General features: G+C 61.4%; 14 protein-coding genes. 9 read left to right on the plus strand and 5 right to left on the minus strand.

Features of this window, described 5'->3' with window-relative positions; translation table 11 throughout:
- Positions 1-16 precede the first annotated feature (16 nt).
- The gene (locus J2D75_RS02175) at positions 17-418 is read right to left on the minus strand and encodes a hypothetical protein (RefSeq protein ID WP_207852266.1); all 402 of its coding nucleotides are present in this window, start codon (positions 416-418) and stop codon (positions 17-19) included.
- Positions 419-667: 249 nt separating this feature from the next.
- On the opposite strand from J2D75_RS02175, the gene J2D75_RS02180 reads away from it, so the two are divergent.
- The gene (locus J2D75_RS02180) at positions 668-2470 is read left to right on the plus strand and encodes an ATP-binding response regulator (protein ID WP_207852268.1); all 1803 of its coding nucleotides are present in this window, start codon (positions 668-670) and stop codon (positions 2468-2470) included.
- Positions 2454-4565 carry a response regulator gene (locus J2D75_RS02185; protein ID WP_265782632.1) on the plus strand — a complete coding sequence of 704 codons (2112 nt, stop codon included), beginning with the start codon at positions 2454-2456 and terminating at the stop codon, positions 4563-4565. Before J2D75_RS02180 ends, J2D75_RS02185 begins: the two co-directional genes overlap by 17 nt.
- Before the next feature lie 21 nt (positions 4566-4586).
- On the opposite strand, the gene J2D75_RS02195 is transcribed toward J2D75_RS02185, so the two are convergent.
- The gene (locus tag J2D75_RS02195; RefSeq protein WP_207852270.1) at positions 4587-5102 is read right to left on the minus strand and encodes a GNAT family N-acetyltransferase; all 516 of its coding nucleotides are present in this window, start codon (positions 5100-5102) and stop codon (positions 4587-4589) included.
- Between the two features lie 167 nt (positions 5103-5269).
- Between J2D75_RS02195 and hslV the strand changes: the two genes are divergently transcribed.
- The 3 genes from hslV to J2D75_RS02210 are packed head-to-tail and all read left to right on the plus strand — an operon-like array spanning position 5270 to position 7622.
- Positions 5270-5869: an ATP-dependent protease subunit HslV gene (hslV, locus tag J2D75_RS02200; RefSeq protein WP_265782631.1), complete on the plus strand. Its 600-nt coding sequence runs from the start codon at positions 5270-5272 to the stop codon at positions 5867-5869.
- On the plus strand, positions 5869-7182 hold the full coding sequence (gene hslU / locus J2D75_RS02205) for an ATP-dependent protease ATPase subunit HslU (protein ID WP_207852272.1): 1314 nt from the start codon (positions 5869-5871) through the stop codon (positions 7180-7182). Before hslV ends, hslU begins: the two co-directional genes overlap by 1 nt.
- Entirely contained in the window at positions 7182-7622 is a 441-nt protein-coding gene (locus J2D75_RS02210) for a SufE family protein (protein ID WP_207852274.1), read from the plus strand. The genes hslU and J2D75_RS02210 overlap by 1 nt, the downstream gene beginning before the upstream one ends.
- 130 nt (positions 7623-7752) lie before the next feature.
- On the opposite strand, the gene J2D75_RS02215 is transcribed toward J2D75_RS02210, so the two are convergent.
- The 3 genes from J2D75_RS02215 to J2D75_RS02225 are packed head-to-tail and all read right to left on the minus strand — an operon-like array spanning position 7753 to position 11905.
- On the minus strand, positions 7753-10074 hold the full coding sequence (locus J2D75_RS02215) for a xanthine dehydrogenase family protein molybdopterin-binding subunit (protein ID WP_207852276.1): 2322 nt from the start codon (positions 10072-10074) through the stop codon (positions 7753-7755).
- Complete coding sequence (locus J2D75_RS02220) at positions 10067-10555, minus strand: (2Fe-2S)-binding protein (RefSeq protein ID WP_025860376.1); 489 nt, start codon at positions 10553-10555, stop codon at positions 10067-10069. The genes J2D75_RS02215 and J2D75_RS02220 overlap by 8 nt, the downstream gene beginning before the upstream one ends.
- A 21-nt stretch (positions 10556-10576) precedes the next feature.
- Positions 10577-11905 (minus strand): c-type cytochrome, encoded by a 1329-nt coding sequence (locus J2D75_RS02225; protein ID WP_207852830.1) that lies wholly within the window; start codon positions 11903-11905, stop codon positions 10577-10579.
- A 527-nt stretch (positions 11906-12432) separates the two neighbouring features.
- On the opposite strand from J2D75_RS02225, the gene rpmI reads away from it, so the two are divergent.
- The 4 genes from rpmI to pheT all read left to right on the plus strand — a co-directional run bounded on the left by rpmI (position 12433) and on the right by pheT (position 16760).
- Complete coding sequence (gene rpmI, locus J2D75_RS02230; protein WP_141374362.1) at positions 12433-12636, plus strand: 50S ribosomal protein L35; 204 nt, start codon at positions 12433-12435, stop codon at positions 12634-12636.
- A gap of 14 nt (positions 12637-12650) precedes the next feature.
- A complete protein-coding gene (gene rplT / locus J2D75_RS02235; protein WP_141374363.1) occupies positions 12651-13010 on the plus strand; it encodes a 50S ribosomal protein L20 in 360 nt (119 codons plus the stop codon).
- A 216-nt stretch (positions 13011-13226) separates the two neighbouring features.
- Positions 13227-14297, plus strand: a complete 1071-nt coding sequence (pheS, locus tag J2D75_RS02240) for a phenylalanine--tRNA ligase subunit alpha (RefSeq protein WP_207852278.1) — start codon at positions 13227-13229, stop codon at positions 14295-14297.
- A 3-nt stretch (positions 14298-14300) separates the two neighbouring features.
- Positions 14301-16760, plus strand: coding sequence for a phenylalanine--tRNA ligase subunit beta (gene pheT, locus J2D75_RS02245; protein ID WP_207852280.1), 2460 nt, complete (start codon positions 14301-14303; stop codon positions 16758-16760).
- Positions 16761-16818: the final 58 nt, after the last annotated feature.

The following is a 16818-nucleotide window of genomic DNA, read 5'->3' on the forward strand; positions in this document are numbered from 1 at the left end:
TCAGGCCCGGCGGGGCTTACATGTTGCGCGCGGCAAGGGCTGTCAGGGTGGAGGCTGCGGCGGCCACCGCCATCAGGCCAATGCCATCACAAATCAGGCTGGTTGCGCTGAGTACATGCCCGCCCAGCACGATTTCGTGCGGGATGGCGGCTGCTGCGTTGCTGATGGCGTCACGCGCCTGCGGGTCTGCGGCGGCGGTAGAGCGGGTTAGCGCGCCTGTCAGGCTGGGAACGGCGGCCCAAACCACCCCTGCAATAAGCAGGAAAGGGGCCAGAAGCTCTGCAATCTGCTGAATGAAACCCGAGACAAAATGGCAGATGACCCAAAGGGCTGTGCAGATAAGGCTGAGGATGGTCGATCCGCCTTCATGCTGGGCGGGAGCGGGGGGCTGCGGTGCAAGAGGAGTGCGCTGATCCATGAACCCGTTTTTCCTTTGGGGGGTGCGATTATGGAGCCTGTTATACAGGGGGGCGGGTGGTTGTGTCACGTCATGGAAGGCGTGGCGGGTGGCCGGAAGGGGTAGAACACGCCCTGCTCACGCATTCGCGAGCAGACGGCGCTTTGTTCCGGCGTTTAAGGTAGGGGTAAGTCGTCTGGCAGGAACACCGCATGGCTTTGCGGGTTTCTCTGGCATGTTTGGTTTCGCAGGGGAGCGTTCCGGTCGTTCATGCAGTTTCTTTCGTGTACCGTGATGTTCGCCGGGGTGAACGCACAGGCAATGGCCTGTCTGCGCGATGTTCTGAGCATGCGGGGGCTGGATTTGCGCAGTGTACCCGATGCGGCGGCGGTGTTCTCCAGTTTTGATGACGTTCTGCCCGATCTGGTGGTGGTACCCGAAACCCTGCCTGATATGGCGGCTACGCGGTTGTGCCAGCATCTACGGCTGAATGCCGCAACCCGAGGGATGCCGGTTGTCGTGCTGATGCCCGAGCATAATCCCGGCAGGGAACATGAACTGCTTGATCGTGGGGCGGATGCCTGTTTCTGCATGGAGGATGACCCGGTTATCCTGCTGTTTCGTATCTGCGCCCTGCTGCGCGAATACGGGGCTGATGCCGCCGAGCGCGAGGGGGTTACCTTCCGTCAGCCGACTGTCAGCGTGGTAACGGCTCCGGGCGGCGCTTTGTGGTCATGGCCCGGTGGGCGGGATCGGGCAGCCTCTGCTGAAGGGGGGCTGGTGGATATGTTCCGCCGCAACGGACAGAAAGCCCAGCTTGTGGATGACCCGGACAGGCTTGATCTGGCCGGCAATGGATCGGGCGGCGGCATACCACCGGACTGCGTGGTGGTGGACTTGACCTGCCCGGCGTTTGAAGGGCTGGCGCTGGCACGCACGGTGGCGGCGTTCAGGCGGCGCACACGCCAGTGCGTGCGTGTGATGGGGGTGGTGGAAAAAAGCGCTGATTCGGCTGAAAAAATCCGTGTCGCCTTTGAAGCAGGCGTAGATGATCTGGTCGATACCGACATCCGCCCCGACCTGTTTTTAGCGCGTGTGGCAGCCCTTGTGCGGCGCAAGAGCCTGCAGGATGAAGTGCAGCGCGAAGAAGCCCATATGGAAAGTGCGCGCGCCCGTGCCGCACTGGCCGATGCCCTGCGGCGCGTGAATGCTGATCTGGCAGCCGCCAACCGCAAGCTGATAGACGCGCAGGCCAAGCTGGTACAGTCCGCCAAAATGGCATCGCTTGGGGAACTTGCGGCCGGTATCGCCCATGAGTTCAATAACCCGCTGGCTTTTGTGCTGGCGCATGAAAACACGGCCAAACGCAGTGTGGCGCAGGCATTGCAGGCCATCCGTCTGGGCGATACGCAGCAGGCCGAGGCCGCATTGGCCAAGGGGAGCGAGCGACTGGCCTCGTCTTTCGTAGGGCTTTCGCGCCTGCGGGATCTGGTGGTGAGCCTGCGCCGTTTTTCCCGGTTGGATGAGGGAGAGTTCCGGCGGCTGGATGTGCCAGAAGCCATTAGCATGGTGCTGACCCTGCTGGCCCCCAAGCTGGGAGAAGAAATAGAGGTGGAATGCCAGCTTAAGGCCCCGCCGGAGCTTGTCTGTCAGGCCGCACTGGTCAATCAGGTGGTGATGAACATTGTCAGCAATGCTGCTGATGCCATTCTGGAAAAACGCGCACTGACCCGCCGCGCACAGGGCGTGGTAGCGGTGGTTAAAGACCGGATTCTGTTGCAGTCCGGCCTGCAACCGCGCGAGGGCGGCGAGGGCAATGATTACGTCCTGCGCATTTGTGATACCGGCCCCGGCGTGCCTGATGCGTTACAGGAGCGTGTGTTTGAGCCGTTTTTTACCACCAAGCCCGTTGGTTCGGGTACGGGGCTGGGTCTGGCTACGGCGTATGGTGTTGTGCAGGCCCACGGCGGGAGTATTGTCATAACAAGATCGGAAAGCCTTGGTGGCGCCTGTTTTACCATTCGGGTGCCATACAGAGCAGCAGAGGAGCGGCGCGGTGAACACGTTGCCTGACACAGCGGAGCGGCCTGTCGTTCTGGTTGTGGATGACGAGCCTGAAATTCTGGTGGCGCTGACCGACCTGCTCGATCAGGCGTATCACGTGCTGGCCGCGTCCTCCGGCGAGGAAGGGCTGGCCCTCTTGCGCCAGAACCCGGATGTGGCGGTCATTATTTCCGACCAGCGCATGCCGGGCATGACGGGCGATGTGTTTTTTGCCCATGCCCGCGAACTGAGTGGCGCAGGTGCCATTCTATTGACCGGCTATGCCGATATTTCCGCCGTGGAAGCCGCCCTCAACCGGGGGCAGATTTCCTTTTTTGCGTACAAACCGTGGGATGATGAAACCCTGCTGTCCATGGTGGGGCAGGCGGCGGATCGTTACCGGCTGGAAAACGAACTGGCGCGTGAGCGTCTGCTGCTGCGCGGCCTGCTGGAAAACCTGCCATTCGGGCTGGGTTTCAAGGATCACAACGGCAGTTTCATTCGCCTTAACCAGCAGATGGCGCGGGAGTTCAACCGTAGTGTTGCGGATTGCCTTGGCCAGCAGGAAGATGATCTGGTCGATGGCACCCGGCTGGAAAGCCTGCGGCAGGCGCAGAGTGATCTGGTCGCTTCAGGCCGTGACCAGCAGGTGCTGCAACTGCCCGGCCCCGATGGTCAGTCCCGCTGGCACGATCTGACCCGTGTGCGGCTGGACACCCTGCGCAACGAGCCGGTGCGGGCGCATACGCTGTCGGCTTATTCCATTCTGATCGACCGTGATGTGACAGAGCTGCTCAGTCTGGAGCAGCGCTTGCAGCAGGCCCAGAAAATGCAGGCCATTGGCACGCTGGCCGGTGGTATCGCGCATGATTTCAATAACCTGCTAACGGCCATTCTGGGTTCGCTCGAACTGGTGCAGGACCTTGAACCACCGAAGGAGGCTGCCACCTCGCGTCTGTATCAGAACGCCATGCAGGCCGCGCGGCGTGGTGCTGTGCTCACCCGCCGCCTGCTTGATTTCAGCCGCCCGCGCCACCTTGTGTGCCAGCAGGTGGATGTGGCGGAAATGCTCGAACACCTGCGCGATTTCCTGATGCGGGGCAAAGTGCCAGACGATATCCGGGGCGAACTGGATGCAGAGCGCTTCAAGCCGGGCAGCGGGTGGGAGCGTGTCAGCTTCGAACTGCCCGATATAGCCCTGCCCCCCGTGTGGACGGACGCAACACAGCTCCAGCTTGCCGTGCTCAATCAGTGCCTGAACGCGCTGGAGGCCCAGCCGCAGGGCGACAGTGCCTGCGTGGTGAGTGTGCGTCTGGCGGACAAGCTCCTTGGCCGTCATCTGGGGGGTGAGCATGCCAGTGCATGGGTTGTGGTGCAGATCCGCGATCATGGCGCGGGTATGACAGAGGAACAGCGCGCCCGTATTTTTGAGCCGTTCTTTACCACCAAGGATGTCGGGCAGGGCAACGGGCTCGGCCTGTCCATGACCTACAGCTTCATCAGCCATTGCGGGGGTGAAGTGCGTGTGGAGGGTATTCCGGGGGGCGGTACGGCGGTCGAGCTGTGGTTCCCTGCCATGGCGCGTGGAAAAGGGCTGGAACAGCCAGCACAGCCCCCTTTGCCCGCGCGCAAGGTTTTATCCGTGCAGGATGATCCGGCCAGCGCCGACTGGGAGCAGGATACGGTCAAGGAAAGTGGAGAAGGGCGCGTGCCTGCGCGCGCACTCTCCACCCCCGTTACGCAGGATATGGCCCGCGTGCTGCCCGCTGCGGCGGAGGGGCGGATCATTCTGGTGGTGGATGACGAGCCGGGTGTGCGGGCGGTTACGGCTGGTTTCCTGCGCCGCGCGGGCTATGCGGTGCTGGAATCCTCCAGCGGTATGGATGCGCTGGAGGCTGTACAGCAGCATGCGGACATAGCCCTTGTGGTCATGGATGTGAAAATGCCCGGCATGAATGGTGGCGAGGCCGCACGGCATATCCATACCCGCAGGCCAGAACTGCCAGTGCTGTTCGTAACTGGCTATGCTGATTTTGGCCTGCTGCCCGAAGGGGTTGCCGTGCTGCACAAGCCTTACACGCGCGATGCCCTGCTGGGAGATGTCAGGGCCATGCTGGCGGCCTAGGATTGCCTTGCTGGTGGGTATTCAGGAGGGGGCGGGCTGGCCGAAATGCCGGTACACCTCGGTATTCTGCGCGGGGCTGGTTGCGGCCAGATCATGCTGTGCGCCAAGGCGGCGTGCCAGTGTGCGTGAACGTGCATTGTCCATGTGGATATAACTGACCAGCGAGGGCAGGCGGCGGACATCGCGCGCCCAGTCCCGCAGGGCGGATGCGGCCTCAAACGCGTAGCCAAGCCCTTCCGCTTGGGGGAACACCAGCCAGCCTATTTCATGTTCGGGAAAAAACGGGCCTGCATTGATCCCGACCTGCCCGAGGCAATGCCCGTTAGCGCGGTCTTCCATCATCAGCGCGCCCACACCGAATAAATCCCACTGGGCATGATCGGCGCAGAACATGCCCCAGGCCCGGTCAGCCGCAAAAGGCCCGCTCATGTGGTGGCTGCGTTCAGAGGCCATGAACGTGGCATAAGCAGGCCAGTCGCTAAAACGCATGGGCCGCAGGAGCAGGCGCTTGGTGTGTAAAGTAGGGGCAGGAGGCATGAAACAACACGGATGTAGGGCGTTATTAACGGCGCGAAACTGCACCGGCTGGCGTTGATAACGCAAGACATAATAGCACGAGCTAAAGAGACACGCGGCAGGTGTTGTGAGGTCCAGAAGCGCTTACCCCTTGTGCTGGCGGAGTAAACGCCTATTTCTTTGGGATCATGCAGAACTCATTCATTGCTTCCTCTCCCTATGATCCGGTCGGCTGGCATGGCACGACCATCCTATGTGTAAGGCGCGGGCCATGCGTGGCCATGGCGGGCGATGGCCAGGTGACGCTGGGCAGCACCGTTATCAAGGGCAATGCCCGTAAAGTGCGCAGGATCGGGCCTTCGGGTTCCATTCTCGCAGGCTTTGCCGGTGCCACGGCGGATGCCTTTACTCTGCTCGAACGGCTTGAAGCCAAGCTGGAACGCTATCCCAACCAGCTTGAGCGTGCCTGCGTGGAACTGGCCAAGGACTGGCGTACGGATCGCTATTTGCGTCGTCTCGAAGCGATGATGGCCGTGGCCGACGCCGAACATTCCTATACCCTGACCGGCAATGGCGATGTGCTGGAGCCCGAAGATGGGGTGATCGCTATTGGCTCGGGTGGCAACTATGCTCTGTCCGCCGCCCGCGCACTGCTGGGCGTGGAAGGGCTGGGGGCCGAGGAAATTGTGCGCCGCAGCATGAAAATTGCTGGCGATATCTGTGTTTATACAAACCATTCTGTCAGGGTTGAAACGCTTGAAACCCGCGCCACTACGGGAGATGCGTAATGCAGGCACCTGATCTGTCGCCACGCGGCATTGTTGCTGAACTGGATCGCTTTATCGTTGGGCAGACCGATGCCAAGCGCGCGGTTGCCATTGCCCTGCGTAACCGCTGGCGTCGGGCGCAACTGCCTGATGGCCTGCGTGAAGAAGTGGTGCCCAAGAACATCCTCATGATCGGGCCGACGGGCTGTGGCAAAACTGAAATTGCCCGCCGTCTGGCGCGGCTGGCACAGGCACCGTTTCTGAAGGTTGAGGCCACCAAGTTTACCGAAGTCGGTTATGTGGGCCGCGATGTGGACAGCATCGTGCGCGATCTGGTTGATGCCGCCATTGTCATGCTCAAGAACGCCCGCCGCAAGGATGTGGAAACGCAGGCCGCACAGGCTGCGGAAGAGCGTATTGTGAATGCGCTGGTGGGCGAAGGTTCCTCGGCGGATACCAAAAGCCGTTTTCGCAGCATGCTGCGCAGCGGTCAGTTGGAAGACAAGGAAATAGAAATTGCCGTGGCCGATGCGGCCCCCGCCGGTGCGGGTGAAATGCCGGGCATGGTGCCGGGGCAGGTTGTCAATTTTGGCGACATGATGAAATCCTTCATGAGCCGCACCCCACGCCCCCGGAAAATGACCGTGGCGGCCGCACGCGAACAGCTTAAAAACGAAGAGATCGAAAAGCTGCTCGACAGCGAGGCGCTGACGCGGGAGGCCGTGTCGATCGCGCAGGAAAATGGCATTGTCTTTCTTGATGAAATCGACAAGGTCTGCGCCCGCTCTTCTGAAAGCGGCGTGAAAGGGGGCGATGTCTCGCGTGAAGGTGTGCAGCGCGATCTGTTGCCGCTGATCGAAGGCACGACCGTTTCCACCAAATATGGGCCGGTTCGCACGGATCATATCCTCTTTATTGCTTCAGGGGCATTCCATCTGGCCAAACCGGCTGACCTGCTGCCGGAGTTGCAGGGGCGCCTACCGATCCGTGTGGAATTACAGCCGCTTTCGCGGGCAGACCTGCGCCAGATCCTGACCGCACCTGAGCATTCTCTGCTCAAGCAGTATGTGGCTCTGATGCAAACAGAAGGCGTGGAACTGGACTTTTCTGACGACGCCGTGGATGCGTTGGCCGAACTGGCAGCGGATATAAACGAACGGGTCGAGAATATCGGTGCGCGGCGGTTGGCCACCGTTCTGGAAAAACTGCTTGAAGATATCTCGTTTAACGCGCCGGAGCGGCAGGGAGAAAAAATGACAGTCAGTGCCGCGATGGTTCATGAAAAGGTCACGCCGCTTGCGCAGCGCGGCGATCTGAGCCGGTTTATCCTGTAATGGAAGCACCGTTTTTCGTTCCGCCCGAAGAAAGCGCGGCTGAAGCCATCGAGGCCATCCGTGATGAGCTTGAACTGTTTGATGACTGGATGGAGCGCTACCAGTACATCATAGAAATGGGGCGCAAGCTCCCGCCGTTTCCTGAAAACTGGCAGAATGACGCCCATAGGGTGCCCGGTTGCCAGAGCCAGGTCTGGCTGGAGGAAAAAGCCGAAGGCGACAGGCTGTATTTTGCAGGCCTGTCTGATGCCGCCATTGTCAGTGGGCTGGTCGCTCTGCTGCTGCGCGTTTATTCGGGGCGCACAAGGGCTGAAATTGCGGCTACCGACCCGTCTTTCCTGCGTGAGTTGGGGCTGGTGCAAGCTCTGTCCACCAACCGGGGCAACGGGGTGGAGGCCATGGCGCGGGCTATCCGTTCGGCAGCGGCCCAGCCAGCCTGAAACCTGAGTACTCTGGTGGGGGGCTTTTAGACCCGGCGCCATAAGGCAGGGCGTTGGATGATCCATAAAGAAACGGGGCGGAGGCCATAGCGGCCCCGCCCCGTTTTCTGTTGCACCGTTTGGTGTGTGCTTAGCCCGCCTTGTTCAGACCTGCCAGCACATCCGCCGGGCGAATGGGCAGGTGGCGCAGGCGCACACCAACAGCATTGAAAATTGCATTGCCAATGGCGGGGGCGATGGTGGTCACACCCGGTTCGCCCAGACCCATGGGCTTTTCCGTACTGGGCAGGAACTCAATGTCCATGTCCGGCACATCGGCAATACGCAGCGGCGTGTAGGTATCAAGGTTACGGTCACGCACGTTGCCGTTCTCGATTTCCGTGCCTTCGAATAGCGCCATGCTCAGGCCCCACAGTGCTCCGCCTTCAGTCTGGGCGGTAGCGCCATCGGGGTCGATCACGGTGCCTGCGTCGAGCACCAGCCAGATTTTCTCGCAGGTGACAACGCCCGTTCTGCGGTCAACCCGCACGCGGGCGGCACCGGCAGTCCATGTTGGCATGCCGCGTTCCTGACCGAAGGTCGTGGCAATGCCAATCCCTGTATCGGCAGGCAGGTCGGTGCGGCCATAACCGCATTTTTCCGCCAGACGCTTGAGCACCGCGGCCTGACGGCTGGCGCCACCAACGGAATCCGGCGCGGAACCGGCATTGCGCCCCTTGCTGATCAGCAGGCTCAGGCGCAGGCTGACAGGGTCTTTGCCGATGTCATGGGCGACTTCGTCCAGAAAGCTTTCATGCGCCCAAGGCGTCCAGCCGGAACTGACCGAACGCAGCCAGCCGGGCCGGAACGTGGCATCGGCCAGATCGTTGTCGAGTGCGCGCACTCGCATCGGACCTACAGTGTACCAATGATCGGCCCCGGCAATGGCGAACTGGTCGTAAGGCTTGCCATCGGCCCCTTTTTCCATGAATGCCGCAGCCATGACACGGGTTGGCCAGCCAGCGGCGGCATGGTGCTGCCAGCCCTGAAACGCGCCGTCCTTTGTCATGGCAGCGCGTACGGTCTGGATGGAAGGCGAGCGGATTGAGTCGTACTGAACATCATCCGAACGGGTAAAGATCAGCTTGACCGGCTTGCCACCCAGCGCCTTGGAAATCAGGGCCGCAGGTACGGCGTAGTCACCATTCAGGCGTCGGCCGAACCCACCGCCCAGCATGTAGCTGCGCATCACCACATCGGTTTCGGGCACGCCCAGCGCCTTGGCGATGACAGGCAGGAACAGGGACTGCCACTGGTTGCCGCAATGCACTTCCCATTTGCCTTCATGCAGGCGGGCCAGCGCGTTCAGCGGCTCAAGCTGATAGTGCAGGACAGACGAGCAGGTATAGGTATGCTCCACAACCTTCTCGGCATGGGCAAAGGCTTCATCCACCCCGTCATCATTGAAGACGCAGGAACCGCCTTCCTTGTTGGCGATCTGGGCGCGGCCATGCTCGATAATGTCGTGTTCGCTTACATGCGCCGTAGGCCCGGCTTCCCATGTGACCTTCAGCGCATCGGTCGCGCGGATGGCAGCCGGGTAGGACGAGGCCAGCACAGCCACCCAGCCGGGCACCGTGCCGGAGGGATCTTCCAGCACGATATGGCGGATATAGCCCTTGACCTTTTTGGCTTCCGTTTCATCCACCGAGACAACCTTGGCCCCGTAGCGGGTAGGCGGCAGCTTGGGGCGGGCGTACACCATGCCTTCTAGCTTGGCGTCTATCCCGTAAACAGCCGTGCCATCGGTCTTTGCCGGAATATCGAGTGCGCGAACCTGCTTGCCGATCAACCTGCGTTCGGAGGCGGGCTTGAGCGGCAGCTTGGCCATTTCTTCGGGCGTGAAGCTGCGGGTCGGGTGTGCGCGGCTGACGATATCGCCATAAGCGATGGAGCGCTGGCCTGCGATGACATGACCATTACGGGCAACACAGGCCGCCGGGGCCACACCCAGCAGCTTGGCCCCTTCTGCCACCATGACGGTGCGTGCGGCCGCTCCGGCCTGACGGAACTGATCCCACGTCATCCAGACCGACCACGACCCGCCGGTGACCATCAGGCCCCATTTTGGATCGGTATCGACATAGGTGATACGCACCTTGTCCCAGTCGGCTTCCATTTCATCAGCAATGATCCGGGCCAGAGCTGTGCCGATATGCTGGCCCATTTCCGCGCGGATGATGTTGATGTTCACCCAGCCATCAGGCGCGATGGAGCACCACAGCGTGGGCTCGAAGGCTCCGGCTTCAGGCAGATCCGCCGCCGCCTGCGGGAAAACGGGAGCCGCCTTGGCCGAGCGGGCGAAACCGAAGAGAAAGGCCGAGCCTGCGGCTGTCAGCAGAAAGCCGCGCCGGGTGGGGCCCAGCCCCGCCGAACGATCCTGACGGGCTGCGATGCGTTCGAGCTTACCCATGGGAAGTCTCCTTGCCGGATGTCTGGGCACGAAGGGCCGCCGCAGCCTTTTTGATGGCCTTGCGGATTCGCACATAGGTCATGCACCGGCACAGGCTGCCGCCCATGACGCCGTCGATTTCTTCGTCCGTCGGGTCCGGGTAGTCCTTGAGCAGGCTGACGGCCTGCATGATCTGGCCGGACTGGCAGTATCCGCATTGCGGAACCTGAATGTCCTTCCATGCTTCCTGCACGGGGTGCTGGCCCTGTGGGTCCAGCCCCTCGATGGTGGTGATGTCCGCCCCCTCGATGGAACTCATGGGGGTAATGCACGAGCGGGTAGCCCGCCCGCCCACCAGCACGGTGCATGCACCGCACTGGCCAACGCCACAGCCGAATTTTGTGCCGGTCAGATCCAGATCGTCACGCAGGGCCCACAGCAGGGGGGTATCTTCCGGCACATCGATGCTGACATCACGGCCGTTGAGTTTAAACGTTATCATGTCTTGCTCCGCTGCCGCGCCTTAGTGAGATGAATTGACAGGAACGGACTGCACCGTGCTGCGTACCGCGGCGGCCTTTTTCTCAAGGTCGGTCCATGGTGGCAGGGTCGTGCGCGTGCGGCGCAGATAGGCGGCGATCCGTGCCATGTCCGCATCGGACAGGGCGTTGTAGAAACTGGGCATGGCAACGCCGGACTGCCCTTCTTCCGCGCTCAGGCCGTGTAGCATGACCTGGAAGAGGTTGGTCGGCTCATCCAGCCACAGGGCGTTGTTCAGCGCCAGTTCGGGGCGACCGAGTACGGGGGCCGGGGCTGCATTGTAATGGCAGGCCGCACATGCGCCCTGATACAGCTTGGCATCCGGGTCGGGGTTAGGCCCGATCAGACCTGCACGGGACTGCTCCATGGCGAGAGCCAGTGCTGCAGGGTCGTGCTTGGAGCGTTCGGCTGCGTGGTCAATATCGGCATAATAATGCGCGATTGCCCGCACGTCTTCTTCCGGTACGGTGGACAGGAAGCGGTGCGGCACGGGCGACATCGGGCCGCCAGCCGGGCCATGCAGCGGTGCCACCCCAAAACGCAGGTACTGGAAGAGTTCTTCTTCCGTCCATGTGGTGGGGGTGGGGTTGTGCTCGTTCAGTGGCGGGGCAATCCAGTTGTCCACCACGGCGCCATCGTACTGAGCGCTTTTCTTTTCGGCACCCATGAAGTTGCGCGGCGTATGGCACGCACCGCAATGCGCGTTGCCTTCTGCCAGATAGGCGCCACGGTTCCACAGCGCATCATGGCTGGGGTCGGGCTTGTACTCGCCGGGGCTGAAGAACATCAGCTTCCACCCTGCCTGCATGATGCGCAGGCTGAGCGGGAAGGGGAGTTCATTCGGCCGGGGTTCCAGATGCACGGCGGGGCGTGTCATCAGGAAGGCGTACAGGTCGGACAGGTCCTGATCGGTCATTTTGGTGAAATGATCGTACGGGAACGCCGGGATCAGGTGTTCACCCTCCCGCGAGACGCCCAGACGCATGGCGCGTTTGAAGGCGGCTTCTGACCATGAGCCGATACCGGTTGCGACATCAGGCGTGATGTTTGAGGAATGAATGGCCCCGAAAGGCGTTTCCATCCGGTAATCGCCCGCGAGTTCAGGCCCGGGTGTGCCATCGGTGCGGGTATGGCATTCGGCGCAATAGCCTTCAGCCGCGACAATCCGCCCGCGTTCGATCTGTTCAGGCGTGAATGTACCGGCTGCCGGCGGTGCGACAGACGGCAGCGCCGGATACCAAGTGTAATAAAGAAAACCGAGCCCGGCTACAGTACCGACTGCAGCAGCTCCTGCGAGAAAACGTTTGATCACTCCAACCCCCACTCCCATGCCGGATACCCTTGCTTACGAAAGACCAGTGGGGCGCTTTCGTCGCGGCTTACGCATCTGAGGCTGATATTGTTTTGACTTGGATCAAGTCTTATCCGCCTTTTGGGTATCAATACAATGTATGGATGGCGGATAAAGACGCGCAAAAGTGAATAAGATTTATTTGTGTGGGGGCTTATGTCGTATGACTTTATTAGAGTAAGACACGTAAATGCGCCTGTCTATATTTGACCGTATATAGATAAATGCCTGCCGGGTCTGTCTGGTTACATGCCCGTGCCACACAGCCTGTGGCCATTTTGCGCCGGATCGGCACAGAACCTGCATGCGGGTTGCATAATATGCAGCGCACCGCAGGGCAGGGCTTGCATGGCGCGAAGCTTTCTTTTAAGGGAGCGCATTCATGCACGCGTCCGGGCCTGTGGGGCATGCCTGGCCGTGCAAGGCTGAACGTTGCGTTCTTGTGGCGCTGTTCGGTCTGATCCTTTGTGTTTAGCAGGAGTAGTCAAATGCCCAAGATGAAGACCAAGTCATCGGTCAAAAAGCGGTTCAAGATCACCGCGACCGGTAAGGTGCTCTCGGGCCCCGCTGGCAAGCGCCACGGCCTGATCAAGCGCACGCAGAAAATGAAGCGCACTGCACGTGGTACGCAGGTTCTGGCTCACCAGGACGGCCGTACAGTGAAGCAGTGGGCCCCCTACGGGCTGGCGTAAGGAGCATCTGAGAAATGGCACGTGTAAAACGCGGTGTAACCACCCACGCCCGTCATAAAAAAGTTCTGGATCTGGCCAAAGGCTATCGCGGCCGGTCATCCACCAACTACCGTATTGCGCTTGAGCGCGTTGAAAAGGCGCTGCGTTACGCATATCGCGATCGCCGCAACAAGAAGCGCGAATTCCGCGCTCTGTGGATTCAGCGTATCAACGCTGCCGTGCGTGAGCATGGCCTGACCTACAGCCGTTTCATCAACGGTCTGGACAAGGCTGGCATCGAAATCGACCGTAAGGTTCTGGCCGCCATCGCTTTTGATGACGCAGCAACCTTCGCCGAAATCGTAAAGAAGGCGCAGGCCGCTCTGGCCGCCTGATTATCAGGCGCCTGACAGGCTTTTACGGCTTTACAAGAAGGGCCGCCCGGTTTTCCGGGCGGCCTTTTTTGCGTTGTGGGCTGTAAATCGGCCTATTATGGGCGGTCAGGGGCGAGCTTAATCGACGCAAATGGAGGGTTTTTAGGGATCGGGGCTTTCCTCGGCGGGCAGGAAATTGTATCCGCCGGGTAGCGTTTTCTCCTCGTGTGGGGTTCCATGAGCGACGATCTTGATACTCTTCGGCACGAAGTCCTGTCTGAACTGACAGCCGTGACAGACCTGAAAGCCTGGGATGCCGTGCGTGTAGCCACGCTCGGCAAGTCCGGCCGCCTGACCGGGCTGCTGAAGGCTTTGGGCAAAATGGCACCGGAGGAACGCAAGCAGCGCGGCGTTGCCCTCAACCGCCTACGTGATGAACTGACACAGGCGGTTGAAGAACGGGGCCGCGCCCTTGAAGCCGCCGCCCTTGAGGCGCGGCTTGTGGCTGAGCGGGTTGATGTCAGTTTGCCGCCAGCGCCTGTCCAGCAGGGCTATATCCACCCGATCAGCCGCGCGATCGAGGAAATGACCGCCATTTTTGGCGCCATGGACTTTCAGGTGGCGGAAGGGCCGGATATCGAAACCGACTGGCACAATTTTTCCGCACTCAATACGCCTGCCCATCATCCCGCCCGTACGGATCACGACACGTTTTACCTGCCGCCCGTGCCGGGGCTGGATGTGGCGCGCGTTCTGCGTACCCAGACATCGGGCGTGCAGATCCGCACCATGCTGGCGCAGAAACCGCCGATCCGTATCATTGCCCCCGGTCGCACCTATCGTGCCGATCATGACGCGACGCACTCGCCCATGTTCCACCAGTGCGAAGGGCTTGTGGTCGGGCAGGATATTACGCTGGGCCACCTCAAGGGCTGCCTGATCGACTTCCTGCGCGCCTTTTTTGGCAAGCCGGATATGCCGGTTCGTTTCCGTTCTTCTTACTTTCCTTTTACCGAACCTTCTTTGGAAGTGGATATCGGCTGGTCGCGTAAGACAGGCGAAATCGGCGCGGGTGAAGACTGGCTGGAGGTGCTGGGAGCAGGCATGGTGCATGCGCGCGTTCTGGCTAATTGCGGGCTGGACCCATGCACGTGGCAGGGGTTTGCCTTCGGTATGGGGGTGGAGCGCCTGACCATGCTCAAGAACGGCATTCCCGATCTGCGGTCGTTCTATGAAAGTGATATCCGCTGGCTGCGGCATTACGGCTCTGATCCGCTCGCGCCCGCCATGCTGCACGAAGGGGTGTAGAGAATGAAATTCACGCTGTCATGGCTGTATGAGCACCTGGAAACGCAGGCAACTCTGGCCGAAATCTGCGCTACCCTGAACCGTATCGGCCTTGAGGTCGAAAGCGTTGAAAACCGTGGCGCGGCCATTGCGCCGTTTCTGACCGCGCGGATTGTTGAAGCGGTTCAGCACCCGAATGCGGATCGTTTGCGGGTGTGTCAGGTTGATGCCGGGCCGGGTTTTGAAAACGTGCAGGTTGTCTGCGGTGCGCCGAATGCGCGTACCGGACTTGCGGTGATTTTCGCGCCACCGGGCACCTATGTGCCGGGGCTGGATATTACCATAAAAAAGGGTGCGATCCGGGGCGAGGCCAGCGGCGGCATGCTCTGCTCCCTGCGTGAACTGGGGCTGGGCGCTGAAAGCGATGGCATAGCCGAGCTGCCTGAAGATACGCTACCCGGACAGTCTTATGCCGATTTTGCCGGGCTGGATGAGGTGGTGATTGATATCGCCATTACTCCCAACCGTGGCGATGCGCTGGGTGTGCGCGGGATTGCGCGCGACCTTGCGGCTGCCGGGCTTGGCACATTGCGGCCTTGGCTGGCCGAGGCGGTGGAGGGGCGTTTCCCCTCGCCGGTGGAGTGGGCCAATACATTCCCCGAAGCTTGCCCGTGGGTGTTGGGGCGCACGATCCGTGGCGTCAAAAATGGCCCTAGCCCGGAATGGCTGCGCAACCGGCTGGAAAGCATCGGCCTGCGGCCCATTTCAGCGCTGGTCGATATTACCAATTACTTCTGCTTCGATCTGGGGCGGCCGTTGCATGTGTTTGACGCAGCCCGGATTACGGGCGGGCGGCTGACGGTATGCCGGGGGTCGGGTGAAACCTTCCGCGCACTGGATGGGCGTGATTATACCGTAACGGCAGAAGAATGCGTGATCGCGGATCAGGCCGGGGTGCAGTCTCTAGCCGGGATTATGGGGGGCGAAGCCTCCGGCGCGGATGAGGCAACCACGGATGTGTTTGTCGAATGTGCTCTGTTTGACCCGGTGCGGATTTCGCTTAGCGCGCGCAGGCTCGGCCTGTCGTCCGATTCCAGTTACCGCTTTGAGCGGGGGGTGGATCAGGCTCTGCCGGTAGCCGCGCTGGAAGCCGCAACACGCATGATTATTGATCTGTGTGGGGGCGAGGCCAGCGAGGTTGTTTCCGCTGGGGAGCCGCCGCACTGGCAGCGGAACGCCAGCCTGCGCTTTGAAAGCCTGGCAACGCTTGGTGGTCTGCCGGTTCCGGCGGATGAGAGCGTGAGCCTGCTTGAAAAACTGGGCTTTGAAGTGCGCGACCGTACCGCCGAAAAGGTAGATGTGGCCGTACCCGCATGGCGTAATGATGTGGCCCAGACACCCGTGCTGGCACAGGGCGACATGCTGCCAGCCGATATTGCCCGTGGGGCCGCTCAGGGTGTGGCCGAGATCGAAGCCGAGCGGGATCTGGTGGAGGAAGTTCTGCGCCTTAAGGGGCTGGATGCCGTGCCACCTGTCTCGCTGCCGCGTCTGGGGGCGGTGCCGGGTGCGGCACTTGAGCCGCGCCTTGCGCGCCATGCGCTGGCCCGGCGCGTGCTGGCGGCACGTGGGCTGACGGAAACGGTCGGCTTTTCCTTCGTGTCGAGCGATGCCGCCGCCCGTTTTGGTGGCGCACCGGAAAGCCTGCGGCTGCTCAATCCGATTGCCTCCGATCTGGATCAGATGCGGCCCACGCCACTTGTCAGCCTTGCTGCAGCCATTCGCGCCAATAGCGCACGCGGCTGGGCGGATATTGGTCTGTTTGAAATCGGCCCGGCTTTTGCCGAGCAGACGCAGCAGAGCATTGCCGCAGGCATGCGCGCAGGCCACACGCCGCGCACGCCCGGTATCGCGGCAGAGCCGGTTTCGCTCTGGGCCGCCAAGGCGGATGCGCTGGAAATCCTGCGCCAGCTTGGCGTAAACCCTGAGGCCGTTACGACCACGGCGGATGCGCCGGGCTGGTATCACCCCGGTCGTTCCGGTGTGCTGCGGCAGGGGCCAAAGCTGGTTCTGGCCCGCTTTGGTGAGTTGCATCCCTCCGTATTGCGGGCCGAAGGGATCGATGTGCCGGTTGTCGCGTTTGAAGTCCTGCTTGATGCGCTGCCCGAACCCAAGCGCCGTAAAAAAGCGCCGCCGCAGCTTTCCGCGTTCCAGCCCGTGCGGCGCGATTTCGCGTTTGTCGTGCCGGACGATGTGGCGGGGGATAACGTCCTGCGTGCAGTGCGTGGGGCAGAGCGTCAGCTTGTGGTGGGTGTCAGCCTGTTTGATGTCTATGCTGGCCCGCATGTGCCAGAGGGGCATCGTTCCATCGGGGTGGAAGTGACCTTGCAGCCCGATGAACGCAGTCTGACGGATGCGGAACTGGAAGCTGTGTCCGACAAGATTGTCGCCGCGGTTGTCAAGGCTACGGGTGCCGTCCTGCGCTAACGGCGCAGGGGGTATTTCTGCCGGGTGACGGAAAAGGGAAAGAGTATGGGCTACGGGC

The sequence above is a fragment of the Acetobacter suratthaniensis genome (assembly GCF_017377745.1).
GTDB lineage: Bacteria > Pseudomonadota > Alphaproteobacteria > Acetobacterales > Acetobacteraceae > Acetobacter > Acetobacter suratthaniensis.

Bases quoted from the DNA above. Each gene is read 5' to 3' on its own strand.
- J2D75_RS02210 (WP_207852274.1), top strand. From the start codon at position 7,182: ATGGAAGCACCGTTTTTCGTTCCGCCCGAAGAAAGCGCGGCTGAAGCC.
- pheS (WP_207852278.1), top strand. From the start codon at position 13,227: ATGAGCGACGATCTTGATACTCTTCGGCACGAAGTCCTGTCTGAACTG.
- J2D75_RS02220 (WP_025860376.1), bottom strand. From the start codon at position 10,555: ATGATAACGTTTAAACTCAACGGCCGTGATGTCAGCATCGATGTGCCG.
- hslV (WP_265782631.1), top strand. From the start codon at position 5,270: ATGCAGAACTCATTCATTGCTTCCTCTCCCTATGATCCGGTCGGCTGG.
- rpmI (WP_141374362.1), top strand. From the start codon at position 12,433: ATGCCCAAGATGAAGACCAAGTCATCGGTCAAAAAGCGGTTCAAGATC.
- J2D75_RS02195 (WP_207852270.1), bottom strand. From the start codon at position 5,102: ATGCCTCCTGCCCCTACTTTACACACCAAGCGCCTGCTCCTGCGGCCC.
- hslU (WP_207852272.1), top strand. From the start codon at position 5,869: ATGCAGGCACCTGATCTGTCGCCACGCGGCATTGTTGCTGAACTGGAT.
- J2D75_RS02180 (WP_207852268.1), top strand. From the start codon at position 668: ATGCAGTTTCTTTCGTGTACCGTGATGTTCGCCGGGGTGAACGCACAG.
- rplT (WP_141374363.1), top strand. From the start codon at position 12,651: ATGGCACGTGTAAAACGCGGTGTAACCACCCACGCCCGTCATAAAAAA.
- J2D75_RS02215 (WP_207852276.1), bottom strand. From the start codon at position 10,074: ATGGGTAAGCTCGAACGCATCGCAGCCCGTCAGGATCGTTCGGCGGGG.
- J2D75_RS02175 (WP_207852266.1), bottom strand. From the start codon at position 418: ATGGATCAGCGCACTCCTCTTGCACCGCAGCCCCCCGCTCCCGCCCAG.
- pheT (WP_207852280.1), top strand. From the start codon at position 14,301: ATGAAATTCACGCTGTCATGGCTGTATGAGCACCTGGAAACGCAGGCA.